This window comes from Burkholderia sp. Ac-20349 (genome assembly GCF_017104865.1).
Classification (GTDB): domain Bacteria; phylum Pseudomonadota; class Gammaproteobacteria; order Burkholderiales; family Burkholderiaceae; genus Burkholderia; species Burkholderia aenigmatica.
The window spans coordinates 14263-41068 of sequence record NZ_JAAGPM010000003.1 but is presented as its reverse complement, the minus strand read 5'-3'; the positions used below and the strand labels follow the sequence as shown (position 1 = coordinate 41068).

The window sequence follows — 26806 nt, the reverse complement described above, 5'->3', positions numbered from 1 at the left end:
GGATGACCCACAACACGCACGCCGCGACGCCGGCCCCGCACAATCCGTGGCGCGAGATCTGCGCCGCGAGCATCGGCAACGCGCTGGAGTTCTACGATCTGCTGATCTACGGCTATTTCGCGATCGTCATCGGCCAGCTGTTCTTTCCCACGCACGACGCGGCAACCTCGCTGCTGCTGTCGGTGGGCACGTTCGGCATTTCGTTCGTCACGCGTCCGCTCGGCTCGATCGTGCTCGGCAGCTATGCGGACCGCGCAGGCCGCAAGGCGTCGCTGACGATTTCGATCGGGCTGATGATGCTCGGCACCGCGATGATCGCGTTCGCGCCGACGTATGCGCAGATCGGCATCGCGTCGCCGCTGCTGATCATCGTTGCGCGGATGCTGCAGGGCTTCTCGACGGGCGGCGAATTCGGCGCGGCCACCGCGTTCATGGTCGAGCAGGCCGATGCGAAGCGGCGCGGCTTCTTCGCGAGCTGGCAGATGTCGACGCAGGGGCTCGCGACGGTGCTCGCGGCCGGCGTGTCCGCCCTGCTGAGCCTGCTGCTGACGACCGACCAGCTGCATGCGTGGGGCTGGCGCGTCGCGTTCTCGGTCGGGCTGCTGATCGGCCCGGTCGGGCTCTACATTCGCCGCAACATCGACGAACCGGCCGATTTCCGCCGGCTCGGCGAGCAAGGGCGCGCGAAGTCGCCGCTGCGCGACGTGTTCGTCCGCGACCGTGCGAACCTGCTGCTCGGCGCCGGTGTCGTCGCGACGGCCACGGCGTTCAACTACGTGCACAAGCTGTACATGCCGACGTATGCGGTCAAGCAGCTGCATATCCCGGCCACGTCGTCGTATCTCGGCGCGGTCGTCACGGGCGCGATGCTGATGATCGCCGCGCCGGTCGTCGGGCACCTGTCGGATCGCTTCGGCCGCATCCGCGTGATGCTGGTCGCGCTGATCCTGGTCGGCGTGACGACGTGGCCGCTGTTCGTGATGCTGAACCGCTATCCGACGGTCGAGACGCTGCTCGCGGTGCAGGCGCTGGTCGGCCTGCTGATCGCGGTGAGCCTCGCGCCGCTGCCGGCGCTGCTTGCGGACATCTTCCCGACGAGCACGCGCGGCACGGGCCTCGCGCTGTCGTACAACTTCTCGGTGACGCTGTTCGGCGGTTTCGCGCCGCTGATCGTGACCTGGCTGATCGACGCGACGCACAACAAGCTGGCGCCGAGTTTCTACGTGATGGCGACGGCCGTGCTCGGGATCACGTCGGTGATCTCGCTCGGCCGCCGGATGCGCGGCGCTGCTGCCGCCGCCGCGACGCCGTCGACGCGCGCGACCGAGGCGTGACGCGCCGGCCCCGATCCCGGCGCAGCCGGCACCAGCCGGCTGCGCCTCTCCCGAACCCTGTTGAGCCTTTCCGACATGACCACGCTTGAAGCCATCCGCGCCGCATTGCCGGCCTATCCGATCGAAGTGGCCTTCCCCGACATTTCGCGCTGGCGCGCGGGCAATACGGGTATCGACTATCTGCATACGTTCGACAGCGGCCGGCCCGGCAAGCACGTGATGATCCTCGCGCTGACGCACGGCAACGAAGTCAGCGGCGCGATCGCGGTGGACGCGTTGCTGGCCGCGGGCCTGCGTCCGGTGGCGGGCCGCCTGTCGCTCGGCTTCGGCAACGTTGGCGCATACGAGCATTTCAGTGCGGAGAACGCCGATGCGACGCGCTACCTCGACGAGGACATGAATCGCGTGTGGACGCCGGCCGCGCTCGACGGCACGCGCGACAGCCGTGAGCTTGTGCGTGCGCGCGCGATGCGTCCGCTGCTCGATACGGTCGACCTGCTGCTCGACATTCATTCGATGCACGAAGCGTCCGCGCCGCTGATGATGACCGGCTCGCTTGAAAAGGCGATCGCGCTGGCGGCCGCGATCGGCACGCCGGAGCACGTGATCATCGATCGCGGCCATGCGAACGGCACGCGGCTGCGCGACTACGGCGGCTTCGGCGATTCGGCGAGCGCGAAAAATGCGCTGCTGATCGAGACGGGCCAGCACTTCGCCGCGAGCGCACGCGATGTCGCGCTCGACAGTGCGGCGCGCTTCCTGCTGCATGCGGGTGTCGTTGCGCGCGACGACGTCGCGGCCTTCCTCACGCAAGCCGCGCCGATGCGGCAGAAGTTCGTCGAGATCACGGAGCCGGTCGTCGCGCGTTCGATGGACTTCCGGTTCTCGCAACCGTTCACGGGGCTCGAGGTGATCGAGCAGGCCGGCACCGAGATCGCGCGCGACGGCGACGACGTGATCGTCACGCCGTATGACAACTGCGTGATCGTGCAACCGTCGATGCGGCATCTCGGCGTGAACGTCACGATGATGCGGTTGGGGCGATTGCTGGATCGGTGATGCCGCGCGATGGCCGCCGTGATGCGGTCCGTCATTTGACTTGCCGAACGCGATAAACGCCTGCCCCGCGATGGGCGGAGAGCCTGCTTCATTCATGCCAGGACGGGACAGACAGCGGGCATGTAGGTGTCATGTTGCTTCGTATCGACACCGCAGCCCGCGATGGCGCCGGATTCAGAATGTCAATCCAGCTCCGAGCTCAACGTACCGGTAATCGTCGAGCGTTCCCAGGTTGATTAGCGAATGGCAAAGCGGGTCGCCGGCGAGCCATTCGCACAATTATTTCCATAGATAAACAGATTCCTGTTTTCTGAATATACCTGATAAATAATTGGATAAACTTCCTTGGCGCTGAACGAGTAGACGCCGTCGTTAATGGTCACCAGCAGGTTGCCGGTGGTGTCGGTTTCGATCTTGTCGATCTTGCCGGCCTTGCAAAGTGCCTGGGCGGACGCGCACGTGGAGGCAAGCATCAGTGCTGAAAGCAGCACGGTTGCAATCTTCTTCATGACTTTCCTTTGGTATTGAATGAATTAATGCGATTTGACGACGTCGGTCACGTCCGGAAAGACGTGTCTGTCTTTCCGGATTGCTGATTCACAAGTGCCTGGAATTCAACGGGGACCTGATAAGACGGAAGCTTTGCGACAAGACACGAATGAAATGATTCGTGCTGCGCCTCTGTATTTCTTTGATCTTTGAATCGTGGTGTTGCGGCGCACAACACAGACTATTTATTTGATTTTGATGATGCCAATCGAATTAATTTATCGTTAATCAAATTCGATAATTTTTTGTTTGAATGTGATTTCATTGAATTCTGCGTGTGGTTGTTTTCGTTTTTGATTGTTTCGATATTTCGATAATCGGCGATGAATGTTGATTCGTTGGTTGATGAAGTGGCGGGCGCGGCAGGCGAAGCGCGCGGGCGTTCATCGCGGCTCCAGCGTTTGTGAGCGGGATGAATCCACGGGCGAGAAACCGGACGGGTTCTTGCCCGAAGGTCGGGCGCGTGGTTCGTCCGGTGCGCAAACTGCGCAGCGCGCATCCGTCGATGTTGAATTCGGCGTCGGCCGAGTTGACTGGTGCCCATCCGGAAAGGCGATACACTGCGCGGGTTTCCGAACACGTTGGAACCGTCGGAACACCGTGCACACGTGTCAAGATCCGGCAACGCATGCTGTCGCGTCCCGCCGCAGCGCCCGTGTGCTTTCCCGCGTCGCAGGCCGCCTCCTTCATCACTGGAGCGGACCTTCTGGTCGATGGAGGCTAGGTTGCGAAATGAATCGATCGATCACGCGTTCGGGCCGGCACGGTCCGGCGTGACGGGCTTCCTTGCCGCACCCGCCGGCCGCTTCGTGGCGGCGCTGACAGCGACTTGCCTGTGGGGCAGCGCGTTTCCGGTCGTGAAGGTCGGATACGGGATGCTGGGCATACGCCGCGACGACACATTCCAGCAGATCGAATTCGCGGGCTATCGCTTCGTCCTGGCGGCACTGCTGCTGTTCGCGCTGATGGCCGCCGCACGCGCCCCTCGGCCGCCGTTGAACCGGGCAACGATCGTGGCGATCGTGCGCGTGGGCGTCGTACAGACCTTCCTGCAATACGTGTTCTTCTACGCGGGGATTGCGCTCAGCAGCGGCATGGAAGGCGCGATCATCGCCGGCACCCTCACGTTCTTTCAACTGGGCCTTGCACACGTGATGCATGCCGACGACCGCATGACCGCGACCAAGGTCGTTGCCGCCGTTCTGGGTTTTGCCGGCATCGTCTTCTACCACGTGATGGCCAACGGCTACGCATTCACGATCGGCAGCGGCGAGGCACTGATGCTGTCGGCGATGTTTTTTTCCGCGTTGGGCAACATGCTGAGCAAGCAGGCGGCCCCCGCGATCCTGCCCGTCCTGCCGCTCACCGCAATGCAGATGTTGCTCGGAGGGGTTGCCCTGATCGCGGTCGGCGGCGCGAAAGCAGGCGTCGCGCCATTCGACTTCTCGCTCGGGTCGGTACTCGTGCTGGCGTATCTGGCGTTCGTATCCGCCGCCAGTTTCCTGCTGTGGAACAGCCTGATGTCCTACAACAAGGCGGGCGCGGTATCGATCTACCTGTTCCTCGTGCCGATCTTCGGCGTCCTGTTGTCGTCGGCACTGCTGGGGGAGCCGTTGCGGTGGTACGTGGTGCCGGCGCTCGTGCTGGTCGTGATCGGGATCGCACTGACGCACGCCGGTACGGCGGGCCGCGCAATCGTGCCGAGCGGCGCCGGGCAGGGCGATCGATCGTGACACGGCGCCCGGTCCCGGGCCTTCCGGTCGGGCGCGTTCATCTTGACGTAAATGGAAAAGCGCTACACTGCGCGAGTTCCCGAACACACCGGGAGCATCAGGACACCGGGCCCGCGTATTGCAAACACGTGGCGATGTCGTTGCCCGCCCCCCTGACGCATTCGAACAAATCACGAGAGAAAGAGAGGGCCCATGCTGACACGTCTTCGTATCGGACTCGATCGCGCGCGCGACCTGCGCGAAGCGGGACGACCGTCTCCCATCCAGCCGCGCCCGCAGCCGAGCGAACTGGTCGACCTGAGCGCGAAGCGCGCGATGTGGCGCGTTGCCGTTCCGGGCCAGGCCGACTGCTACATGGCGGCGACGCCCGCCGAAACGGAGCGCTTCGTCGTGCATCTCGACGCTCAAACGTTCTACGGCCTGTGGCTCGGCACGAGCCCGAGATTTCCGCAACTGAACTCGCAGGACTGCGTGCCGCGCCGCGTCATGCCGCTCGACAGCAAGTACGCGTCGGCCACCGCCGCGTTCCGGGCCGGCCGACTCGAACCGGTGGAACTGCCGCCGGTCGGCTACTGGCTCGAGGGAAGCGGGTACGAAGTCGCGATGAGCAACGGCATGACGCGCACCTTCTGGCTGCTCGCCAACCGCGCGCGGTCGTTTCCGGTCAGCGTCGACAACGCGACCTGGGCGACGATGCTGAACAACATGGCCGGCGTCGGCGTCGCGCCGATCGCGTACCGCGAACTGTTTTCCCGGCACGCGTAGGGTGCGCATCGCGATCCGGCGCGCCCCGCGGCGGCACCGGATCGCCATCAGGTTTGACACGCCGCGCTCGCGGCCATTAAAGTCGCATCGCGGGCCGGTGGGTCAAGCACACGCCCGGAACAGGCAGTCGATGTTCCAGGACTACGGGGCTACCCCGTGGATCAGATCGACACCCCGATGCGTCGCAAGGAGCGCCGTTGCGCGTTGCGCAACATGACTCCTCGCAGCACCAGTCACGTTGACTCATCGTCCCGCCCATCGATTCCCATGCACGGCTCCCTGTTCGATACCGTCCGCACGATTGCCGAAGCGATGCTGGCCGGCGCCCCCGAACCTGCCGGCGTCCTTTCCCGGATGGCGGCCGTGCTCGGCGGCGCGCCGCCGTGGACGCACGAAGTCGCGAATGCCGCGCTCGCACGCTTCGGCGCGCGTTGGGCCGACGTCGACATCGATACGCTCGCGGCGGATCTCGCCGAAGCGCCGGCTTTCGTGCTCGCGTGGTATGGCAGCGATCGGCCCGCGCCGATCCGTGTCGTGCGCCGGCCGCTGGTCCAGCAACCGTTGCCGGCGCCGCTCGCGGGCTGCGACGTGCCGCAATGGGCGACGCCCGGCGATCTGGCCGGCTGGCTCGGCGTGAGCGCGCCGGAACTCGACTGGCTGTCCGACCACTGGCGCGTCGACGCGCGCAGCAGCGCCACGCCGTTGCATCACTACACATACGTGGCGCACGACAAGCGCAGCGGCGGGTGTCGCCTGGTCGAGATCCCGAAGGGCCGGCTGCGCGAAGCGCAGCGCCGCATCCTGCACGGGCTGCTCGATCGCATCGCGCCGCACGGCGCGGTGCACGGGTTTCGCAAGGGGCACGGGATCGTCTCGTTCGCGGCGCCGCATGCGGATCGCGATGTCGTCGTCCGTTTCGATCTTGCGGATTTCTTCGTATCGGTACGCGCCGCACGCGTTCACGCGCTGTTCGTCACGCTCGGGTATCCGGCCGAAGTCGCGCGCACGCTCACGGGGCTGTGCACCAACCGCGTACCGTCCGCGCGACTGCTCGCGCCGGACCTGCGCGACCGGTTCGACTGGATCGGCCGCCAGCGCTATCGCGAACGGCATCTGCCGCAGGGGGCGCCGACCTCGCCGGCGCTGGCGAACCTGTGCGCGTTCCGGTTCGACATGCGGCTCGCCGCGCTCGCGCGTTCGCTCGGCGCAACCTACACGCGCTACGCGGACGATCTCGCCTTTTCCGGCGGCGGCACGCTGGCGCGCGACGTCGAGCGGCTGCAACTGCGGGTCGCCGCGATCGCACTCGAGGAAGGCTTTGCGCTGCAACTGCGCAAGACGCGCGTGATGCGACGCGGCAGCCGGCAGCACCTGGCCGGCGTGGTCGTCAATCGTCATCCGAACCTGGCGCGCGATGAGTTCGATCTCCTGAAGGCCATCCTGACCAACTGCATCCGGAGCGGGCCGGCATCGCAGAATCGCGATGCACATCCGGACTTCCGCGCACATCTCGCCGGGCGTGTCGCGCATGCGGCCGCGCTGAACGCGGCGCGCGGCGCGAAGCTGCGCGCGCTGTTCGACCGGATCGCGTGGGAAGCGCGCGACGTCGGCCGGTAAATGGCCGGATTCGCATCGACGCCGGTCGACGACTTATGTAGTGCGGTGCCGCGCACTGCTATCATTCGCGCCATGCCGCGCCAGTGCCATGGTGCGGCGCCGACTTGCCGCAGCCGTTCGCCGTGCCTTCGTCGCTGGCGCGTTGCGCGTTGCCGGCCCGGCTGTGTCTGTCATTGATTGACGCGCGACGTCGTTTAGTGCGTATCGCGTAAGCCGTGCCGGCTCAGGCAAACGATTCACACATTTGACAGCCCCTATTGGCGGAACTTCATGGTAGGTTCCGCCATCGGAGTTTTTTGCAAAAACATGCCCAAAGAGGATGAATACATGACCCAGGCCCTGCAGGAACTCGAAGCACAACTTCGGGACCTGAACATCAAGCTGTCGGACGCGAAGCAGAAGGAGAAGCAGGCCGCGCTCGCGGCATTCAAGGAACAGGTCGAGCTTTTGGGAATCTCGCAGCAGGAAGTGCTGAGCGCGCTCGGCTATATCGTCCAGCGAAAACGCAAGGCACCTGCCAAGTACTACGACCCGACGTCCGGCCGTTCATGGTCGGGCCGCGGCCCTCGGCCGAAATGGCTCGAAGGCAAGGATCTCGATACGCTCGCCGTCGACCGTGAGGCCAAGACCTGGTGGCCCGGAGACGACGAAAGCTGAAGCCGGCCAGGCCGCCAGGCCACCCGGCGCCGTCCGGTTCGCGCCAGCGGGCCGGCCGGCAACACCCCGCCAGCATGCTGCTTTTCATCCGGTGTCCGGCCTGACCGCGACATCGCCGGTTTCGCCGCCGACACCGGATCGCCGTTTTTCCCTCCCGTTCATTGCCCGCAGATTCCCGCCTGCCGTCCCGCAAGCGGGCGCCGCCGCATGCGCGAACCGCCGCCGCCGACACGCGCGCCGGGGCTTTGCTCGCGGGCACAGGCCTTAGAATGTCGCCGGACAATCGTGGCAGGACACCATGGCAGCAAACATGAAATCTTCGACGCTCGGCGGCCCGTCGGCCCCGCGCGTGGAGCAGGTCGGCGCGTACGCGTGGAAAGCGCTGGCCGGATCGGCGATCGGCTATGCGATGGACGGCTTCGACCTGCTGATCCTCGGCTTCATGCTGCCCGCGATCACGGCCGCGCTGCAACTGACACCCGGGCAGGGCGGCGCGCTGGTCACCTGGACGCTGATCGGCGCCGTCGCAGGCGGCATCCTGTTCGGTGCACTGAGCGACCGTTACGGGCGCGTGCGCGTGCTGACCTGGACGATCCTGCTGTTCGCGATCTTCACCGGGCTGTGCGCGTTCGCGCGCGGCTTCTGGGATCTGCTCGTCTACCGCACCATCGCGGGCATCGGGCTGGGCGGCGAGTTCGGGATCGGCATGGCGCTCGCGGCGGAAGCGTGGCCGGCCAGCAAACGCGCCCGCGTGTCGTGCTACGTCGCGCTCGGCTGGCAGGCCGGCGTACTGCTGGCCGCGTTGCTGACGCCGTTCCTGCTGCTGCACATCGGCTGGCGCGGGATGTTCCTGGTCGGCGTGCTGCCCGCGCTGCTCGCCTGGGCGATGCGCAACAAGCTGCACGAGCCGGAGGCGTTCGTGCAGCGCGCGACGCAGCCGAAGGCCAATGCCTTCCGCCTGCTCGTCGCGGACGGGCGCACCGCGCGCACGAGCCTCGGCATCGTGATCCTGTGTTCGGTCCAGAACTTCGGCTACTACGGGATCATGATCTGGCTGCCGACCTTCCTGTCGAAACAGATGGGCTTCTCGCTGACGAAGTCGGGGTTGTGGACGGCGGCAACCGTCGTCGGGATGATGATCGGCGTCTGGGTGTTCGGGCAGCTGGCCGACCGCATCGGGCGCAAGCCGACGTTCTTGCTGTACCAGCTCGGCTCGGTCGTGACGGTCATCGCGTACGCGCGGTTGTCGGACCCGACCGCGATGCTGTGGGCCGGTGCGCTGATGGGCATGTTCGTCAACGGGATGGTCGGCGGCTACGGGACGCTGATGTCGGAGGGCTATCCGACGGTCGCGCGCGCAACCGCGCAGAACGTGTTGTGGAATATCGGTCGCGCGGTCGGCGGCTTCGGCCCGGTCGCAGTCGGCGCGCTGGCCGCGCACTACTCGTTCCAGACGGCCATCGCGCTGCTCGCCGGCCTCTACGTGCTCGACATGGTCGCGACGCTGTTCCTGATTCCCGAGCTCAAGGGTGTCGAGCTCGAATGAGCGCGGCGCTCGCGCACAACCCAACGATTTCACCGGAAACCACGATGCAACAGAAGAACAGGACGATCGGCGTGATGGGCTCGGGCAAGGAGCCGTGGCTCGCGCTTTCGGCGCCGCTCGGCGAATGGATCGCGCAGGCCGGCTTCAACCTGCTGACGGGGGGCGGGCAGGGTGTGATGCTGGCGGTCGCGCGCGCGTTCGCCGGCGTGCCCGGACGGGCCGGCCGATCGATCGGCATCCTGCCGACGCAGGCCGATCCGCTCGCGGGCTTCGTGCCGCTCGACGGCTATCCGCATCCGTTCGTCGACATCCCGATCCTCACGCCGCTGCCGCGCCGCGAGCCGGATGCGGATCCGCACACGATCAACCGCAACTACGTGAACGTGCTGAGCAGCGACCTGATCGTCGCGCTGCCGGGCGGGCACGGCACGGCCGAGGAGATTGCGCTCGCGCAGCGCTGGCGCAAGCCGCTCGTCTGCTTCGGGCCGGACGGCGCGTTTCGCGAACTCGCGGCGGGGGCCGCGTGCACGTCGTCGCTCGATGACGTGATCCGCTTCGTGGAAGACGCTTTTTCGGCGGAGCAGGTGCAGGTGCAGGTGCAGGTGCAGGTGCAGACGCAGCGATAGTTCACGCAGCCCGCGCCCTCGCGCGCACCATCACCGCTTTTGAAGCAACCGTGCCGCCGGCGCGAGCAAGGCGTCGGCGGCACGATCCGTTACTTCGGTGCGCGGCTTAGCGCCCGGTCTTCAACTGCGCCCACAGCCGGTTCTGCAGCCGGCGAATCTCGGGCGGCATCGGCTTGAGCAGCGTCATCTTGCTCAACACCTCGTCGCCCGGATACACCGACGGGTCACGCGCGATCGCGGGCTTCACGTACTGGCGCGCGGCCTTGTTCGCGGTCGGGTAGAACACCGCGTTGGTGATGCCCGCATTGACCTTCGGATCCTGAACGTAGTTGATCCACTTCAGTGCCGCGTCGCGGTTCGGCGCGTCCTTCGGGATCACCATCATGTCGAACCACAGCAGCCCGCCTTCCTTCGGATTCGCGAAGCGGATCTCGTACGGGCGCTTCGCTTCGGCGGTGCGGCGGTGTGCGATGCCGATGTCGCCCGAGTAGCCGAGCGACACGCACAGGTCGTTGTTCGCGAGATCGTTGATGTAGCCCGACGAGTTGAACTGCGTGATGTACGGGCGCACCTTCTTCAGCACCTCGAACGCGGCATGATAGTCGGCCGGGTTCGTGCTGTTCGGATCCTTGCCCATGTACTGCAGCGTGGCCGCGAACACGTCGACGGCCTGGTCGAGGAACGACACGCCGCAGCTCTTCAGCTTGGCCATGTTGGCCGGATCGAACACCAGCGCCCAGCTGTCGACCGGCGCCTTGTCGCCGAGCGCCTTCTTCACGGCCTGCACGTTGTAGCCGATGCCGTCGGTGCCGTATGCCCACGGCACGCCGTACTGGTTGCCCGGATCGGCATCGGCGACCATCTTCATCAGCAGCGGATCGAGGTTCGACAGGTTCGGCAGCTTCGACTTGTCGAGTGGCTGGTAGACGCTCGCCTGGATCTGCTTGGCCATGTAGTTCGACGTCGGCACGACGATGTCGTAGCCGGAATTCCCCGACAGCAGTTTCGCCTGCAGCGTGTCGTCGTTGTCGTAGTTGTCGTAGCGGACGTGGAGGCCCGTCTGCTTCTGGAAGTTCGGGATCGTGTCCGGCGCGATGTAGTCGGACCAGTTGTAGATGTTCAGTTCGCCGGCCGCGTGGGCGGCCGTGCCGGCGGCCGCGGCGACCGACAGGATGGCGGCGGTTGCAAGGGCGCGGCGAAGCGTGCGGATTCGCATGAAGAAGTCTTCCATTTCGGTGCGCGTGTCGAGCCGCGAGGCGCGGGTCGTTGCGCGATGGTTCATCGGATGAAGCAGGCGTGCGCGACCGCCGCGCGCCGTGAGCGAATGCGGTGCGCGACGATCAGGAGTCCGTTCGATCTCGGGCCGGGCTGCGCGAAAGCAAAGCGCGGGACGATCCCGTCACCGGTCGGGCGACACGGCGAGCAGGTCGAACGGATACAGGGAAAGGGGGCGAGCGCTAAGGCAGCAACGATGCCACGTCGTCGGTATGGATCGCGACGTAGGCACGCGCGGCGACGGCGTTGTGGCGGCGAACGGAACGGCGGGACAGGATGGTGTAGATCGACAGGGACAGGCGAGGACTTTGCCCGCCGTCACTGTCGTCGGAGGACGCGATCGCGGCGCGCAGGTGTCGCGCATCGCCTCGTCTCCACCGCACCAGCGGGCCACGGAATCTCACGATTACTCTCGACCGGGTTGTTGAAAGTATTGAACACCTGGCGGTTTGCCAGCGACTGCCGTTTCGGGCTTCGGTCATCGCGTTTGCCGCAGGGCGGCATCGGCTTCGTGACACGCGTTGAAAGCTTGGCGAACCGCCGAATCGCCGAAACATGACGCTTCCGTGAATCATCAGGTAAATCGCTGTAAGGATGTCTCCGGATTTTCCCTAGTGATTCGAAGGCCGATGGATGCGCGTGGCGTGAGGGTGATGACGGGCGAATCGTGCAGGCGAGGCTGTCTTGCCGGTCAGGATGGGCGCGAAGTGATGAGAATATTCGACGGCTTGCTGCCCGGGTTGCGCCTCGACACGATATTGCTCAGGCTGTCGCGGCCCGGTTGGCGAGCCGAAAACCGGGCGACGGGAAGTCGTTGATAACGGCAGCCATCGCACGGCGTCCCTGACTTACTTCATCGTGTCTTCCGCGGCGCGCGCGACCACGACCTTGCCGGTCATGCCGCCGCCCTCCACCAGACGATGCGCCTCCCGCAACTGCGCCGCGTCGAGCGGATACAGCACGCGGTTGAGGGTCGAACGCAGCACACCCGCATCCACCAGGGCAGCCACTTCGTCGAGGATGCGGTGCTGGGCGATCATGTCCGGCGTACCGAACAGCGGGCGCGTGAACACCATCTCCCAATGCAGCGACACGCTCTTGGCCTTGAACGGCACGGCATCGAGTGTGTCGTGGTCGTCGATGATGGCCAGCCGGCCCTGGGGGGCGATCAGTTCGGCCAGCTCCGCCCAGTGTTCGGTCGTATTCGACAACGCCGCGATGTGCGTAATCGGTAGCACCGGCAACGCGCTGACTTGTGCCGGCAGGGGCTGGCGATGGTCGATGACGTGATGGGCGCCCAGGCCCAGGCACCAGTCGCGGCTCTGCGCGCGCGAGGCCGTCGCGACCACCGTTAGTCCGGTCAGGCGGCGCGCGAGCTGGATCAGCATCGAGCCGACGCCACCGGCACCCCCCAGCACCAGCAGGCTGCCCGCACCGGCCGGCTTGCCGGGCGGCACGCCCAGACGATCGAACAGCAGTTGCCAGGCCGTCAGCGCGGTCAGGGGCAGTGCCGCCGCTTCGGCAAAGCTCAGGCTCCCGGGTGCACGTCCGACGATGCGTTCATCGACCAGGTGCGAGTGCGCGTTGCTGCCGGTCCGGTCGAAAGACCCGGCGTAATACACCGCATCGCCAGGCCGGAACAGCGTGACGGCCTCGCCCACGGCTTCCACGATCCCGGCGGCATCCCAGCCCAGGCAACGGACGCTATCGGGCGCGGCCACCTGTCCCGCGCGAATCTTGGTGTCCACGGGATTGACGGAAACGGCCCGGACGGCAACGCGCAGATCGTGGGGGCCGGGCGCCGGACATGCGATCTCGACATCGACCAGGCAGTCGGGATCGGCCAGCGTGGATTGCTGGCGAAATGCGATGGCGGCGACGTTCGAAGAAGTCGTTGTCATCACTGTTTCCAGTCGGCGACGGGGCCGTTCCAGCGCAGGAGGGATGACTGGCTGGCGTTGCACGAGATGGCGTGCAGGCGACGCGCGTGGAGGCGGGGGGGAACAGGGTGAGAAATCACGGATCGTCCTTTCGTGGCGGGTCAAAGCAGGGATCTTAGGGGTGCCGTGATTAAAGAAAAAGTAGGCTATAGTTCCGCTTTATGCGGAACTTTCTGTCCGTAATCGAGGGTTGGAATGGACAGCTTGAGCGGCTTCGTGGTGTTCGTGCAGGTCGCGGAAACGCGGAGCTTCGTGGCGGCGGGGCGGCTGCTCGGCGTTTCCGCCTCTGCCGTCGGCAAGAGCGTGGCGCGGCTGGAGGAAAAGCTGGGTGTGTCGCTGTTCCACCGCAGCACGCGCAGCGTCACGCTGACGGCCGAAGGCTCGCTCTTTCTGGAACGCAGCCGCCGCATCCTCGCCGAGGTCGAAGCTGCGGAAATGGAGCTCTCCGAAGCGATGGCCGCGTCACGCGGCCGCTTGCGCGTCAGCCTGCCTATGATGAGTTCGCTGATGCTGCCGGTACTGGGGCAGTTCATGCGCGAATACCCCGAGATCGAGCTGGATCTGGATTTCACCGATCGGCTGGTCGATGTGGTCGACGAAGGTTTCGATGTCGTGATCCGGGCGGGCGAGCCGACCGACTCGCGCCTCGTCGCCCGCAAACTCGGTTCCTTCCGCTCGGTGCTGGTGGCATCCCCCGACTACCTGGCGCAGCACGGCACGCCCAAGGTTCCTGCCGATCTGCTGGCGCACGCCTGTCTGCACTATCGCTTTCCTCGCACCGGCAAGCTGGAGCTGTGGGAGCTGCGTCGCGCTGCGGGCGAGCCTGAACTGCAGTTGCCCACGTCGATGATCTGCAACAACATCGAGACGCGCGTGGGCTTTGCGCTGCAAGGCCTGGGAATCGCGTATCTGCCGGCATTCGCCATCGAGGAGCCGCTGTCGGACGGGCGCCTGTGCGAGGTGCTGGCCAAATATGCGCAGCGCACCGGCGTCTTCTACGTGCTCTGGCCGGCGAGCAAGCACCCGTCGCCGAAGGTCCGGGCCTTGGTGGATTTTCTCGGCGAGCGGGTCTTCCCGGCCGCTGAAGCCAAGCGAAGAAAGCCGGCCAGTCGATAGGCCGGTATCGCGGGGGGCACTCGTCGCGTCGGTGGTCGTGCTTCGCCCGCCTCGCGCAACGCCGGGCGGGAAGGTCGTGTCGACAGACGCAAGGGCATTCGCCGCGACGACAGAGACGCCCCGTCGAACCTCAGCCGCCGGATGGCCCGGGCCGGCTGAAGCGCTGTTCGACCACCTCGGTGCCCCATTGCGTGCCCGCGGATTCACTGGTCAGCGTGAAGCCGAACGACTCGTACAGATGGCGCGCCGAATCCAGGCCCTTGAACGTCCACAGGTAGGTTTCGCGAAAGCGCTGCGCGTCGACGAAGCGCATGGCTTCCGTCATGAGCCGGCGCCCGATGCCGGACCCGCGCAACGCGTCGTTCACGATGAACCAGCGCAGGTGCGCGACGCCCGTTGCCGGGTCGCCGTCGATCGCGAGCGACGCGAGGGTCCGTCCGTCTTCCTGGCACAGCCAAAGCGCCTTGCCATCGGCCGGCAGCGCACCGGCGAACTCGGCCAGCTCGGTCGCCACCCGCTTTTCGAAAAAGGCGCCGAAGCCCCAGTGTTCGGAATAAAAGCGCGCGTGAAGGCTCGCAATATCGCCGATGCAGCCCGGCCGGTAGCCTTCGCGGATCGAGGGCGCATCGGGTGCGGCGGCGGGCGCCTTGGCGGCGTTGTCCTGCGCGAGCGCATCGGCATACAGCGCGAGCGAGCGCAGCAGCGCCTGCTGGTCGGCGGGCACCATGCGCCGCAGCGCATTCGACACCTGGTCGGTCGCGAAGGTGTCGATTCTTTTCTGGAGCTTTTTCCCCTCGGCGGTCAGGTACAGCTCGGTCGCGCGCGCATCGTCGCTCGACACGCGCCGCTCCACGACTCCGGCCGCTTCGAGCCGCGCGAGTTGCCGGCTCGTGTTCGATTTGTCCAGCCGCAGGATGTTGCCCAGATCGCGGGCATTGATGCCGGGCGCCGTCCCGATCTCGAGGATCGCGTGAACGGCCGAGGGCGCCCAGTCGCTGTCGGCCAACGTCGCGCGCATGAAGCCGAGCTCGCGAACCAGTTTGCGGGAGAAGTCGCGCAGCTCGAGGATGGTCGCTTCGCGAGGCTTGGCGGGAGCGTCGATGAGGTCCATGGTTGCCCTGAAAAGGTTGCGGATCGCAATCAATAATAGTTGCGGGTCGCAACTTGATCAAGGGAGAATTTCATGTGAACGGGCTGTGCCGAGGAGGTACTTCCGAAGAGCCGTGTCGGCGCGGATCAAGGGGGAGCAGAGGGGCGGGCAGCAAGTGGTACTGGCGCGGATGGCGGTGTGCCGCGAACTGGACGCATACTCGATGCATCCGGCCTGCCAGCCATGCGAGCACGGGCGTCGGCCGGTCATCGATCCGCGGCCGCGGACAACGGAGCGCACCATGAACAATCTGAAGCCGATGACGATTGCGTTGCTTGCCGGATGCGGCATCAGCGCCGGCGCGGCCTACGCTGCCGGCAGCATGGATGCGCTGCCCTGTAGCGCGGCGCATGCGGCGGATCAGGGCGGGATCGCCGCGATGCCGGGCACGTCGGTCCGCAGCTTTTCGACCGCTGGTTGCTCGGGCGCGGTGCTGCAGGGCGAACAGGCCACCGCGACGGTCAACGGCGACCGGGTCGAGCTGCGGGACGGCACCGTCTATGTAAACGGCCGTTCGTACGGTGCGGTCACGCCCGCGCAGACGGTCGAATACGAAGCCGCGCACGACCGGCGCACGTTGAAGGTCGACGGGAAAGTCCGCACGCCGGTGCGCTGAGCCGCGCGTCGCGGCTCAGGCACGCGGCGCCGCGCCTATTCGACCAGCGTCAGCCGGCCGTCGCAGAGCCGCACCTCGCGCCCGATCCACGTCGCATCGACGCGCGGCAGCACGGCCGACGGCTTGCGCAGTTCGCGCAGCAGCGTCGCGCCGTGCGACAGCCGACCGCCCATCCGCGCGATCACGGCGCGCGCGGCCTGGTACTGCGCATGCCGGCCCGGGTCGAGCGTGTCTTCCAGCAGGATGTCGTGGCCGAGCACACCCTGGGTGTGGCCCGGATAGATCATGAAGCCGGCCGCCTCGTCGGTGCCTTCGCTGCCGTCCTGCCAGAAGCTGCCGTTGCGTTCGCGGCGCTCGGGATGCGGCGCGAACCACGCGTCGCGGTCGGCGGCCGGCATCGCGTGATGCAGGCGGAAGAACACCCGCATCAGGTTGTCGCGATACCACTCGCGCACCTGCAGATACCAGCCGCGCATGCCGGGCGCGCCGAGCGTGTGGAGCACGCGGACCGGCAGCGGCCAGTCGGGAAATGCCTGCAGCGGCAGGCTGACGGGCGCGGGCCGCGTGGTGCCCGGATCGGTTTCCCACGGCAGGCGATGCGGGCTGTCGTCGAGCTGGCCGTATGCGGTTGGCGGACGGCCCCACAGTGCGCCGCCGCTGCTGGCCAGCGATGACGCGATGCACAGGTTGCCCTGCACGACGAACACGTAGAAGCGCGTGAACCAGTCGGCCAGTTGCTGGCCGTCGGCGCGTCGCTCGACGAGCGTCGCGAGTTCCCGGTCGAAGCGCTGCAAGCCGCGCTCGAGCGTCGGCAGATGCCCGCGCGCGACGCGCAGCATGCGCCAGAACACCGGCAGCGAACGCAGCAGCCGCAGCGGTCGCCAGCGCAGCGGCGGTGTCGCGCCGCCGATCTCGCCGCTGTAGTTGCCGGCCGACACGCCCCAGTCGGCGAGGCGGGCGAGGAACAGGTCGTTGTTGATGTACGACGCACCGCCGTAGAGCGCCGTAAATGGTTCGTTATCCTGCAGTACGCGCGCATCCCAGCGCGCCATGATGGCCGGGATGCTGCCGGCCGCGCGCCGTTGCGCATACTCGACCAGCCGGCTCGGCTGCGGCGGCAGGATCTCGGCGATGTTCGCGGCGGTCAGGTGCCGGTGCCAGCCGTAGCTGCTGATCGGGCGGTACTGCAGCAGCCACAGCTGCTGGCCGTCCCACGCCCATTCGACATCGCCCGGCACGTAGTGGAACGCGCGCAGCACGCGCTGCAGGAAGTCCCACAACTGCGTCGCGCTCAGGCCGTGCGCGGTCGGGAACGTGCCGCGTTGCCAGGGCTCGCCGAGCCGCGACAGGATCGCGCGCTGCGGGCTGGCTTGTCCGTCGGCGAGCGTTTCGAGGTGGCCTTCCACCCATTCGACTTCGACCGCGAGATGGCGCACGAACGCGATACCCGACAGCACGGGCGTGATGAAGCGCTGCACGACCGTTTCCTCGAGGCCGCCGTCGAGCAGCTCGGCTACGCGCGCGGCCGCTTGCGCTGCCGGTACGCGCAGGAATGTGGTGTGCAGGCCGGCGTTGGCCGCATCGGCCTGGTCTTCTCCGTGGCTCGACGAGCGGATCGCCCACTCGGCGTCGGGCTGGCTCGCGAGAAAGCCGGGCAGGCGCGGATCGTCGGCACGGGTCAGCGACAGCGCGGGCGGCACGGGCAGGCCGGCCATCGTGGCCAGCGCCAGGCGCCCGCCCTTGGTGTGCGCGACGAAGCCGGCGTCGCCCGCTTCGAGCCACTGCGCGAACGCCGCCGGCGTGTCGATCCACGGATAGTGTCCCCAGCCGGCCTGCAGCGTGACGGTGAGGTCGGCGCGCGCGAGGATGGCCGACCACGCGGCGGCCTGGCGCACGCCGAGCACGTTGTCCTGGTCGCCCCACACGAGTTCGATGCGATCGGTGACCCACTCGAGCAGCGGCAGTGCGGTATCGGCGCGCACGAGATCCCAGTGCGGCAGGAACGCACGGCAACGCGCATAGCCGGCGCCCATGCGGCGGTACTGGGCGCGCGTCCAGGTCAGGTTCGAGAACTTGCGGGCGAACAGCGCCGGGTAGTGCGCGAGCAGCCAGTGGATGGTCTTGCGCAGCGGTTTCGGCGCCATCAGTTTCGGCAGGCGCCGTTCCCACAGGAACGCACCGACGGGCGCGAGCAGCACGCTGCGGCTGAAGTGGCCGGGGCGCCGCTGCAGCGCGTGCAGCACCAGCAGCGCATTCACGCCGACGGCCATGATCGCGTGGCCCGGTTCGGTCGCATCCAGCAGCGCTTGCGCATACGCGGCGAGATCTTCGCAGGGCGGCGCGGGGTGGTCGCCGAAGCCCGGCAGTTCCAGCGGTACGGGCCGGTAATGCCGGAAGTGGGGCAGCGCATCGTCCCACCAGTCGGCCGCGCTGCCGTTGCCGGCGAGGAGGTACAGGATCGGTTTGCTCATGGAGGCTGGATCGGCGGGCGATCGTCGCGATGGCGCGCGCCCGGGCAGGGCGATGCCATCGGCGGATGCCGCGGGTCTTGTTCGTGTCGTTTTGTTCGTGTTGCGCCGGTGCGAGTGGAATGGAAGGGCGGCCCGCTCGGCTTGATGGTTGCGGGCATTCTACGCGAACGACGTATGCAGGAAATCCGGATGACGGAAATGGCGTGTGCTCGCCGGTCTGGATTTGACGGGTGTCAGTTGAAGGCGGGTCAAGCAGCGTTTTATCGCCGAACGTAGCCGCACGCTTTCGCCAGCGCGCACGGCACCGATGCGCTTCCCGGCGCCGGTGCGATCGCGCACCGGCCCGGAGACGAATCAGTGCGTGGCGGTCGCAGCGGCCGCGTCGGCAGGACTGCCGGGCGGCTGGCCCGTCTGCCGGCGCGAGCGGCCCGAGCTGAGGTAAGCGGCGATCGAGTCCTGCGTGATCTCGCCGAGCCAGGCACCGTCGGGGTCGAGCACCGGCATCCACGACGCGCTGTACTGGTACATCTTCGACAGCACGATGCGCAGGTTGTCGTCCGCCGCGACGCCGGCCGGGAAGGGCGTCACGCGCTCGCCGCACACGCCGCCGCCGGTGCGGGCCGCGCGGCGCGTCACGTAGCCGAGCGCGCGGCCCGCATCGTCGAGCACGGTCAGGTAGCGGCAATCGGTTTCGTCCATCACGGCGAGCGCATGCGCGAGCGGCGTGTCGACCCGTGCCGTTTCGGGTTGCGTGGCGGCGTCGCCGGCCTTCACGAGCAGCAGACGCTTGAGCGTGCTGTCCTGGCCCACGAACTGCGCGACGAATTCGTCGCGCGGGCGGGCGAGCAGCGTGTCGGGGTGATCGTATTGCACGAGCTGGCCGCGCCGGAATACGGCGATGCGATCGCCCAGCTTGATCGCTTCGTCGATATCGTGGCTGACCATGATCACGGTCTTGTTCAGTTGCCGCTGCATCTGGAAAAACTCGTTCTGGATCGATTCGCGATTGATCGGATCGACCGCGCCGAACGGCTCGTCCATCAGCAGCACGGGCGGATCGGCGGCCAGCGCGCGGATCACGCCGATACGCTGCTGCTGCCCGCCCGAGAGCTCGCGCGGATAGCGTTTCAGGTACAGCTTCGGATCGAGCGCGACCATCGCCATCAGGTCGCGCGCGCGTTCGGCGCAGCGCTTCTTGTCCCAGCCCAGCAGGCGCGGCACGACGGTGATGTTTTCCTCGATCGTCATGTTCGGGAACAACCCGATCTGCTGGATCACGTAGCCGATGTGGCGCCGCAGGTCGACCTCATTCAGCTGCGCCGTATCCTCGCCGTTGATCAGCACGCGGCCGGACGTGGGGGCGATCAGCCGGTTGATCATCTTGAGCGTGGTGGTCTTGCCGCAGCCCGACGGGCCGAGGAACACGCAGATTTCCCCCTCGGCCACCGACAGGCTCACGGCGTCGACGGCGCGCACGGCCTGGCCGTCCTTGCGGGTGAAGGTCTTGGTCAGTTGGTCGAGTTCGATCATATTTTCTGCACTCCCTTCGGTGTCAATGCACGCTGCAGCATCTGCAGGAGCCGGTCGGCGACGATTGCGAGCAGGCTCACGAGCACCGCGCCCACCAGCAGTTTCATCATGCTGCTCTGGCCGATGGCGCGCAGGATCAGCGTGCCGAGCCCGCCCGCGCCGACCACGGCGGCGATCGTCATCACGCCGATGTTCATCACAACCGCGGTGCGCACGCCCGCGAGAATCACCGGCACCGCCAGCGGCAGGTCGACGAGCCGCAGGCGCTGCCACGCGGTCATGCCGATGCCGGTGCCGGCTTCCTTGATGCCCGCATCCACGTTGTGCAGCGCCAGGTAGGTGTTGCGCATGATCGGCAGCAGCGAATACAGGAACACGGCCGTGATCGCGGGGGCGGCGCCGATCCCCTGGCCGAAGCGCGAGAAGAACGGGATCATCAGGCCGAACAGCGCGATGGACGGCAGCGTGAGCACGATGGTCGCGACGCCGAGCAGCGGCCCGGCGAGCCAGTCGTGTCGGTTGATCAGGATGCCGAGCGGCACGCCGGCCACGATCGCGCAGCCTACGGCGATGCCGACCAGCCAGATGTGCTGCAGCGTGAGCTGCAGCAGTTCGGGCCAGCTCGACGCGAGATAGTCGAATACGCTCATCAGAATTTGCTCCGAGAAACTCCGCCATTGATGGCGGGAAGGACGGGAATGCTGTTGACAGGCAGCTTCTTCCACGGGTTAGGATCACCGGCATGATCCTTGTCTACCGCTACCGCGTGAAGTCGCTCAACGGACTGCTCAACAAGCAGAGCCGTGCGGTGAACTACGTCTGGAACTTCTGCAATGACACGCAGAAGCACGCGCTCAAGTGGAGCAAGAAGTGGCCGACGGGTTTTGACCTGAACATGCTCACCACTGGCAGCAGTAAGGAACTCGGCATTCACTCCGGCACGGTCAACGCAACGTGCGAGCAATATGCGAAGTCGCGCAGTCAGCACCGTCGCCCTTACCTGCGCTACCGCGGCAGGAAATCGCTGGGCTGGGTGCCGCTGAAGGGGCGTGACCTGAAGCGCGAGGGTGACGCGTTCCGTTTCGCCGGCAACACCTTCCGCGTATTCAACAGCCGACCGCTTCCCGAAGGCAAGATCAAGGACGGGACCAACTTTGCGCAGGATGCACGCGGCAACTGGTTTCTCAACATCGTGATCGAGATGCCCGATGTGCAGGCCCGTCCAATCCGTTCCGGCGTCGGCATCGATCTCGGCCTGAAAGATTTCGCCACACTTTCGACCGGCGAGAAGCTGCCCAATGACCAGTTCGGTCGACGAGCGGCGGAAAAGCTGGCGAAAGCGCAACGGGCGCGAAAGCACAGGCGGCATATCGCGAAGCTGCACGCCAAGGTCGCGAATGCCCGCGCCGACTTCCAGCACAAGCTCGCGCTCGATCTGGTGCGGCGTTTCGATTACATCGCGGTCGGCAACGTGTCGGCCGCGAAACTCGCCAGAACCAGGATGGCGAAGAGCGTCTACGACGCATCCTGGTCGTCCTTCCGGGACAAGCTCCGTTACAAGGCGATCGCGCGCGGAGCCACGTTCGAGGAAGTCGACGAAAGCGGTTCTACCCAGTCCTGTTCGGCGTGCGGGTCGCAAGACAGCACGACGCGGCCGAAAGGTATCGCGGGACTGCGAATAAGAGAGTGGGCCTGCAGTGGATGTGGTGTCGTGCATGATCGTGATATCAACGCTGCGCTGAACATTCTCCGATGCGGACGTGCATCGCCAGGCGTGGGAATCTTCCGCCTTTAGGCGGAGGAGGACGTCAACGGTTCTCCTTCACGGCAGCTTGTGCGTGCGCAGGAACGCGTCGGCGACGTCGCGCGGCGACTTGCCGTCGAGGTCGACCTCCTTGGCCATCGCCTGCATCACGTCGTTGTCGAGCGCGGCCGACAGCGCGTTGAGCTGCGTCGCGAGCTTAGGATTGCGATCGAGCGTGTCCTTGCGCACCACCGGCGTCGCGTTGTACGGCGGGAAGAAGTGCTTGTCGTCCTCGAGCGGCACGATGCCGAAGCCCTTCACGCGCCCGTCGGTCGTGTAGACGAGGCCGATCTTCAGCTGGTTGTTGTGCAGCGCCGTGTAGACCAGCCCCGGGTCCATCTGCTTCAACTGCGCGCGGCTGAACTGCATGCCGTAAGCGGCGAGCAGCGGCTTCAGCCCGTCGGGGCGATTCGCGAATTCCGCATCCATCCCGAACACGTAGTGCTTCGCGGCCGGATCGGTCTTCAGGTGCTCGGCGAGCTGCGACACCGTGCGGATGCCGGTGGCCTCCACGAGCTGGCTCGGCAGGCCGATCGCGTAGGTGTCGTTGAGCGGCGACGCGTCGAGCCAGACGAGCCCGCGCGGCACGTCGAGCGCCTTCACGCGCCGGTACATTTCTTCGGGCGACAGCTTGTCGTTGATCTTGTTGTAGACGAGCGCGGCGGTGCCCGTGTAGTCCCACATGAGATCGAACTGGCCGTTCTCCAGCGCGCTGCGCGCGAGCGTGCTGCCGAGACCCGAACGGACTTCCACGTCGTAGCCGCGCGAGCGCAGGTACTGCGCGGTGACTTCCGCCAGCACGTATTGCTCGGTGAAGTTCTTCGCGCCCAGCACGAGCTTCGTCGCGCATGCCGGTGCGCTCGCGGCCATGCACAACGCGGCCACGGCGCACAGGCGCGCGAGCGATCGAATGGTGCGGTGGAGTGTCATGCCGCACCTCCGTGGCGTGCGAGCCAATGGCGGCTGCCGGCCGCGACGAGGCCGTCCAGCACGAGCGCGAGGATCGCGGTGAGCGACGCGCCGAGCAGCAGCAGCGGCTGGTTGTCGAGATAGATGCCGGGGAAAATCAGCGAGCCGAGGCTGTCCGCGCCGATCAGGTATGCGAGCGGGGCCGTTCCGACGTTGATCGCGAGCGCGGTGCGCACGCCGCCGACGATGATCGGCAGCGCATCGGGCAACTCCACGCGCACGAGCGATTGCCAGCCCGTCATGCCGATGCCCTTGGCGGCTTCGCGTAGCGCGGCCGGCACGTTCTTCATGCCTTCGTAGGTATTGCGCGTGATGGGCAGCAGCGACGCGAGGAACAGCGCGACGATCGCGGGCACGTTGCCGATGCCGAAGATGCCGAGCGCGATGGCGAGCACGGCGAGCGACGGGATCGTGTTGCCGATGTTGAAGATCTGCATGAAGCGCTCGGCCTGATGCTGGAATCGTGGCCGGCTCAGCAGCACGCCGGCCGGCACGCCGACGGCGATCGCGAGCGTCATCGAATAGACGACCAGCAGCATGTGCTGGCCCGCGTAGTACGCGAGATCGTCCGCGCGCTGGCTGAACGTGTCGGCGCCGATGCCGCGCGCGAGCGCCCAGGCGATGGCGACGATGGCTATCAGGCTGCCCACCAGCTGGACAGTGCGTCGAGTCATGAAGATACACCCCCTCAATCTCGGTGCGGCACACGCGCAGGCGCGCGCCGCGTAGACGCCGGATGGCGCCGCGATGGAAGTTCGTGATCCCGGCATGGCCGCGATTTGAACTGACGGAAACAGTCCTGCCGGCCGCAACGATGTGCGACTGGCGGTCGAGTGAACGCAACGCTGCGTTCGTCTGATTGTCATGTTCAGCCCGGCGGCGCCGTAACGGCGAGGCGCGTTCGAGCAGGGCACCGTCGTGTGAAGACGGCATGGATGCGGCGGGCGTGAAGCCTGCCGCTGGAGCCGGAGGCCCCCTTGATGTGGCGAAACGGATGCATGCGCAACGAATTGCGAAATGACATCACGTTGCACACGAGATCATGCATTTTGTGATGAAGTTGGGCCGAGTATAGAGTAATCAAATGATCGCGTCTACCTTGGGGACGAACGCGATTGCGCACCGCCGATCGTGCGGCTGCGATGAAGCAGGGGAGGATCAAGCGTACAGAAAATGATTCGAATTCCGAATCGATAGGCGGGGCGGTAGTCTCGAAGTGGATTTCGCGAGCGGCCTCGCGTCATGCTCGACCGTCACGCGCCAGCGTGTATCCGCGCGAAAGTTATGGCGCGTCCGGTCTATTCGCTGACGTCCGGATCGGCGCGCGGCGTCCTGCCGGTCCAGCGTCGATACGCATGACGGAAGCTGCGCGGCTCGCTGTAGCCGAGACGTTCCGCAATCGCCGAGACCGTCAGCTCAGGGTCGTCGAGCATCCGCTGTGCCTCGTCGCGGCGCACGTCGTCGAGCAGCGTCTGAAATGTGAGGCCGTCCTTGTCGAGCCGCCTGCGCAGCGTGCGTTCCGTCAGGTGCAGCGCGTTCGCGAGCGACGTCATCGACTTGAAACGCGTGAGATCGCGCGCCATCAGCTCCTTTGCGCGATCGGCGAAACGCGTGCCGACCGACGCGGCCCACTGCCGTTCGAGCGCCTCGCACTGGCCGTGCAGCGCGTTGAAGCTGACTTCGTTCGCGAGCAGCGGCATCTCCGTACCGTTCACCGACGTGAACACGAGACGGTTGTCGCCCGCATTGAAGGCGACCTTGCAGCCGAAGTGGCGCGCGTAGTCGGCCGCATTGCGCGGCGTGCGGCGCGCGAGCTGCACCTGGGCGGGCCAGACCGGCTTGCCGACGAGATCGGACACGATCAGGCGCAGGCTCGACAGGCACATGTCGACCTGGAACACCTCGAGATCGGGCTCACCGTTGTAGCGGCTGATCGTCACGCTCATGCCGTCCGCGTGCCCATCGATACGCACATCGAAATACAGCCCCATGAACAGCGGAAACTGGCCCATGCACCGGAATGCCTGCATCACCGAGCCGCTGATCAGCATCGCGTAGCCGGCGAGGCCGAGCGTCGACACGTGCAACCGCGCGCCGATCGACAGCCCGATCGACGGCACGCCGCTGCGCTGCAGCAGGTTGTGGAAGCAGCGCTGCTCCTGGCCGCGATTCACGTGCAGGTTCGGCGATGCGACTTCGTCCGCGCCGAGCCCCGTGCCTTCGAGCAGCGCGGCGCCGTCGATATGCCGCACGCGGCACTCGTCCAGCGCGACCGCGATCGCGTGGACGGTGGCGGGAATGTCCTCCTGGCGGCAGGCCGGGCGCGCGAGGCCGAGCGACGAACGCAGGCTGCGCTCGGCCCGGCTCTGGTTTCGATGGGAACGGCTGTCCATGGTGCTGACGGGGCGACTGGGTCGCGTAGAACATAGCCGGAATGTCCGCAAAACGCCAGTGCGGCGCCGCACCATGCAAGCCGCGCCGGCGCCACGCATGGCGATGTGTCCGGAAATATCCCCTGATTACGTCCGCTTTTCTCATTCGTGGTCGATTTTTTGGCGCACCACACTTTCTGCCAGTCGTGCGCCGCCGGCCATGCCGGGCGAACGAGTGTTGGAGCCGTGAACGCCACCCACGTGAGGACAGCATGGACAACGACAGCCCTGGTCGATACGCATCGGCCGCCGCGACGCATGACTTCGGGACGCACGCGATTCGCAGCGATGGGGACGAACGCCGCAAGCCGCACCTGCTCGGACTCGCGACGCTGGTGATCTTCGGCCTCGCGTACATGCTGCCGATGACGGTGTTCACGACCTACGGGATCGTCACGAGCGAGACGAACGGGCATCTGACGGCCGCGTATGCGGTCACGCTGGTCGCGATGCTGTTCACCGCGCGCAGCTATGGCCACATGGCGCGGCTGATGCCGAGCGCCGGGTCGGCCTATACGTTCGCGAGCCGCAACTTCGGCACGTCGGCCGGCTTCATGGTCGGCTGGGCGTTGCTGATGGACTACCTGTTCATCCCGATGATCAGCTACCTCGCGATCGGCATCTACATGAAACAAATATTCCCTGGCGTGCCGGCCAGCGTGTGGATCGTCGGGAGCATCGCGCTGATCACCGGGCTGAACATCGTCGGCATCCGGCTCGTCAATCGCGTGAACCTGATCCTGATCGCGAGCCAGCTCGTGTTCATCGCGATCTTCTTCATCGCTTCCGCGCGGGTCGCGTCGGGCGAAGGGCTGTCGATGGCCGTCGCGCTGCCGTCGTCGGGCGATGCGCGAGCGATCTTCGCCGGCTCCGCGATCCTGTGCCTGTCGTTCCTCGGTTTCGATGCGGTCACCACGCTGTCGGAGGAAACGCGCGAGCCGAAGCGCACGGTGCCGCGCGCGATCCTGCTCTGCACGCTGGCAAGCGGTGTGCTGTTCATGCTGGTCGCCTACGTCGGGCAAGTGGTGTTTCCGGACTGGCACGCGTTCAAGGATCTCGATTCGGCCAGCCTCGAACTGATGCGGCGCATCGGCGGCGGCACGCTGTCGGCGTTCTTCGTCGCGGTGTACGTGGCCGGCTGTTTCGCGAGCGCGATGGCCGGGCAGGCGAGCGTGACCCGCGTGCTGTTCGCGATGGGCCGCGACCGGGTGCTGCCCGAACGCATCTTCGGCCACCTGCATGCGCGGCTGCGCACGCCGGTGCGCGCGACGCTCGCGGTCGGCATCGTGTCGCTGTCCGCGCTGTTCATCACGCTCGATCTCGCGTCGACGATGATCAGCTTCGGTGCGCTCGTCGCGTTCGCGGTCGTGAACCTGTGCGTGATGCGCAGCTATCTGTGCCGCCCCGAGCATCGCCGCTTCGCGGGCTGGATCACGTTCGGCGCGATGCCGGCAATCGGCTTCGCGATGAACGTGTGGCTGTGGTCGGGCCTGTCGCGCCAGACGTTCTACGTCGGCACCGGCTGGCTCGTGCTCGGACTCTGCCAGCTCGTGTGGCTGACGCGCGGCTTCACGCGCCCGGCGCCGACGCTGTCGATGAATTGAATGACCGGTGGCC

24 protein-coding genes are annotated in these 26806 nt (G+C 66.5%); 12 read left to right on the top strand and 12 right to left on the bottom strand.

From position 1 onward, the window contains the following. Positions 1 to 2 precede the first annotated feature (2 nt). Positions 3 to 1334, top strand: coding sequence for an MFS transporter (locus tag G3N61_RS01920; RefSeq protein ID WP_089454533.1), 1332 nt, complete (start codon positions 3 to 5; stop codon positions 1332 to 1334). 75 nt (positions 1335 to 1409) lie between these two features. After that, positions 1410 to 2393: a succinylglutamate desuccinylase/aspartoacylase family protein gene (locus G3N61_RS01915; RefSeq protein ID WP_205821251.1), complete on the top strand. Its 984-nt coding sequence runs from the start codon at positions 1410 to 1412 to the stop codon at positions 2391 to 2393. 236 nt (positions 2394 to 2629) lie between these two features. On the opposite strand, the gene G3N61_RS01910 is transcribed toward G3N61_RS01915, so the two are convergent. Together G3N61_RS01910 and G3N61_RS01905 are read right to left on the bottom strand one after the other, a co-directional pair. After that, entirely contained in the window at positions 2630 to 2902 is a 273-nt protein-coding gene (locus tag G3N61_RS01910) for a hypothetical protein (RefSeq protein WP_205821250.1), read from the bottom strand. A 221-nt stretch (positions 2903 to 3123) separates the two neighbouring features. Further along, the gene (locus G3N61_RS01905) at positions 3124 to 3486 is read right to left on the bottom strand and encodes a hypothetical protein (RefSeq protein ID WP_205821249.1); all 363 of its coding nucleotides are present in this window, start codon (positions 3484 to 3486) and stop codon (positions 3124 to 3126) included. Between the two features lie 181 nt (positions 3487 to 3667). On the opposite strand from G3N61_RS01905, the gene G3N61_RS01900 reads away from it, so the two are divergent. The 6 genes from G3N61_RS01900 (at position 3668) to G3N61_RS01875 (ending at position 9886) form a co-directional block, all read left to right on the top strand. Continuing rightward, positions 3668 to 4675 (top strand): DMT family transporter, encoded by a 1008-nt coding sequence (locus G3N61_RS01900; RefSeq protein WP_205821248.1) that lies wholly within the window; start codon positions 3668 to 3670, stop codon positions 4673 to 4675. 192 nt (positions 4676 to 4867) lie between these two features. Then, on the top strand, positions 4868 to 5440 hold the full coding sequence (locus G3N61_RS01895) for a hypothetical protein (protein WP_043184047.1): 573 nt from the start codon (positions 4868 to 4870) through the stop codon (positions 5438 to 5440). Positions 5441 to 5707: 267 nt separating this feature from the next. Beyond that, positions 5708 to 7057: a reverse transcriptase family protein gene (locus tag G3N61_RS01890; protein WP_205821247.1), complete on the top strand. Its 1350-nt coding sequence runs from the start codon at positions 5708 to 5710 to the stop codon at positions 7055 to 7057. A 327-nt stretch (positions 7058 to 7384) separates the two neighbouring features. Next, on the top strand, positions 7385 to 7714 hold the full coding sequence (locus tag G3N61_RS01885) for an H-NS histone family protein (RefSeq protein WP_043184049.1): 330 nt from the start codon (positions 7385 to 7387) through the stop codon (positions 7712 to 7714). A 298-nt stretch (positions 7715 to 8012) separates the two neighbouring features. Further along, positions 8013 to 9260, top strand: a complete 1248-nt coding sequence (locus G3N61_RS01880) for an MFS transporter (protein ID WP_205821246.1) — start codon at positions 8013 to 8015, stop codon at positions 9258 to 9260. Between the two features lie 44 nt (positions 9261 to 9304). Then, entirely contained in the window at positions 9305 to 9886 is a 582-nt protein-coding gene (locus tag G3N61_RS01875; protein ID WP_205821245.1) for a DNA-binding protein, read from the top strand. Positions 9887 to 9992: 106 nt separating this feature from the next. Here G3N61_RS01875 and G3N61_RS01870 read toward each other — a convergent pair whose 3' ends face one another. The 3 genes from G3N61_RS01870 to G3N61_RS01865 form a co-directional block, all read right to left on the bottom strand. Then, the gene (locus G3N61_RS01870) at positions 9993 to 11102 is read right to left on the bottom strand and encodes a polyamine ABC transporter substrate-binding protein (RefSeq protein ID WP_089454551.1); all 1110 of its coding nucleotides are present in this window, start codon (positions 11100 to 11102) and stop codon (positions 9993 to 9995) included. A gap of 241 nt (positions 11103 to 11343) precedes the next feature. Further along, positions 11344 to 11565: a hypothetical protein gene (locus G3N61_RS39365; protein ID WP_089454528.1), complete on the bottom strand. Its 222-nt coding sequence runs from the start codon at positions 11563 to 11565 to the stop codon at positions 11344 to 11346. Between the two features lie 444 nt (positions 11566 to 12009). Beyond that, a complete protein-coding gene (locus G3N61_RS01865) occupies positions 12010 to 13062 on the bottom strand; it encodes a zinc-binding alcohol dehydrogenase family protein (RefSeq protein ID WP_205821243.1) in 1053 nt (350 codons plus the stop codon). Positions 13063 to 13296: 234 nt separating this feature from the next. Here G3N61_RS01865 and G3N61_RS01860 point away from each other — a divergent pair, with 234 nt between their 5' ends. Then, a complete protein-coding gene (locus G3N61_RS01860) occupies positions 13297 to 14217 on the top strand; it encodes a LysR family transcriptional regulator (RefSeq protein ID WP_205821241.1) in 921 nt (306 codons plus the stop codon). Positions 14218 to 14347: 130 nt separating this feature from the next. Here the strand turns inward: G3N61_RS01860 and G3N61_RS01855 are convergent, their stop codons facing one another. Further along, entirely contained in the window at positions 14348 to 15328 is a 981-nt protein-coding gene (locus tag G3N61_RS01855) for a helix-turn-helix domain-containing GNAT family N-acetyltransferase (RefSeq protein WP_205821356.1), read from the bottom strand. Positions 15329 to 15440: 112 nt separating this feature from the next. Between G3N61_RS01855 and G3N61_RS01850 the strand changes: the two genes are divergently transcribed. Further along, entirely contained in the window at positions 15441 to 15983 is a 543-nt protein-coding gene (locus G3N61_RS01850) for a hypothetical protein (protein WP_346778534.1), read from the top strand. A 35-nt stretch (positions 15984 to 16018) separates the two neighbouring features. Here the strand turns inward: G3N61_RS01850 and G3N61_RS01845 are convergent, their stop codons facing one another. The 3 genes from G3N61_RS01845 to G3N61_RS01835 form a co-directional block, all read right to left on the bottom strand. Then, a complete protein-coding gene (locus G3N61_RS01845) occupies positions 16019 to 18454 on the bottom strand; it encodes a PEP-utilizing enzyme (RefSeq protein WP_205821239.1) in 2436 nt (811 codons plus the stop codon). 354 nt (positions 18455 to 18808) lie between these two features. Beyond that, positions 18809 to 19984: an ABC transporter ATP-binding protein gene (locus tag G3N61_RS01840; RefSeq protein ID WP_205821237.1), complete on the bottom strand. Its 1176-nt coding sequence runs from the start codon at positions 19982 to 19984 to the stop codon at positions 18809 to 18811. Then, positions 19981 to 20634: an ABC transporter permease gene (locus tag G3N61_RS01835; RefSeq protein WP_205821235.1), complete on the bottom strand. Its 654-nt coding sequence runs from the start codon at positions 20632 to 20634 to the stop codon at positions 19981 to 19983. Before G3N61_RS01835 ends, G3N61_RS01840 begins: the two co-directional genes overlap by 4 nt. Before the next feature lie 92 nt (positions 20635 to 20726). On the opposite strand from G3N61_RS01835, the gene G3N61_RS01830 reads away from it, so the two are divergent. Next, entirely contained in the window at positions 20727 to 21779 is a 1053-nt protein-coding gene (locus tag G3N61_RS01830) for an RNA-guided endonuclease TnpB family protein (RefSeq protein ID WP_089454522.1), read from the top strand. Between the two features lie 27 nt (positions 21780 to 21806). Here G3N61_RS01830 and G3N61_RS01825 read toward each other — a convergent pair whose 3' ends face one another. The 3 genes from G3N61_RS01825 to G3N61_RS01815 form a co-directional block, all read right to left on the bottom strand. After that, on the bottom strand, positions 21807 to 22718 hold the full coding sequence (locus tag G3N61_RS01825) for a glycine betaine ABC transporter substrate-binding protein (protein ID WP_043184059.1): 912 nt from the start codon (positions 22716 to 22718) through the stop codon (positions 21807 to 21809). Further along, a complete protein-coding gene (locus tag G3N61_RS01820; protein WP_089454520.1) occupies positions 22715 to 23431 on the bottom strand; it encodes an ABC transporter permease in 717 nt (238 codons plus the stop codon). The genes G3N61_RS01825 and G3N61_RS01820 overlap by 4 nt, the downstream gene beginning before the upstream one ends. Positions 23432 to 24055: 624 nt before the next feature. Beyond that, positions 24056 to 25150 (bottom strand): AraC family transcriptional regulator, encoded by a 1095-nt coding sequence (locus tag G3N61_RS01815; protein ID WP_205821233.1) that lies wholly within the window; start codon positions 25148 to 25150, stop codon positions 24056 to 24058. Between the two features lie 251 nt (positions 25151 to 25401). On the opposite strand from G3N61_RS01815, the gene G3N61_RS01810 reads away from it, so the two are divergent. Then, a complete protein-coding gene (locus G3N61_RS01810; protein ID WP_175020848.1) occupies positions 25402 to 26793 on the top strand; it encodes an APC family permease in 1392 nt (463 codons plus the stop codon). Positions 26794 to 26806 lie beyond the last annotated feature (13 nt).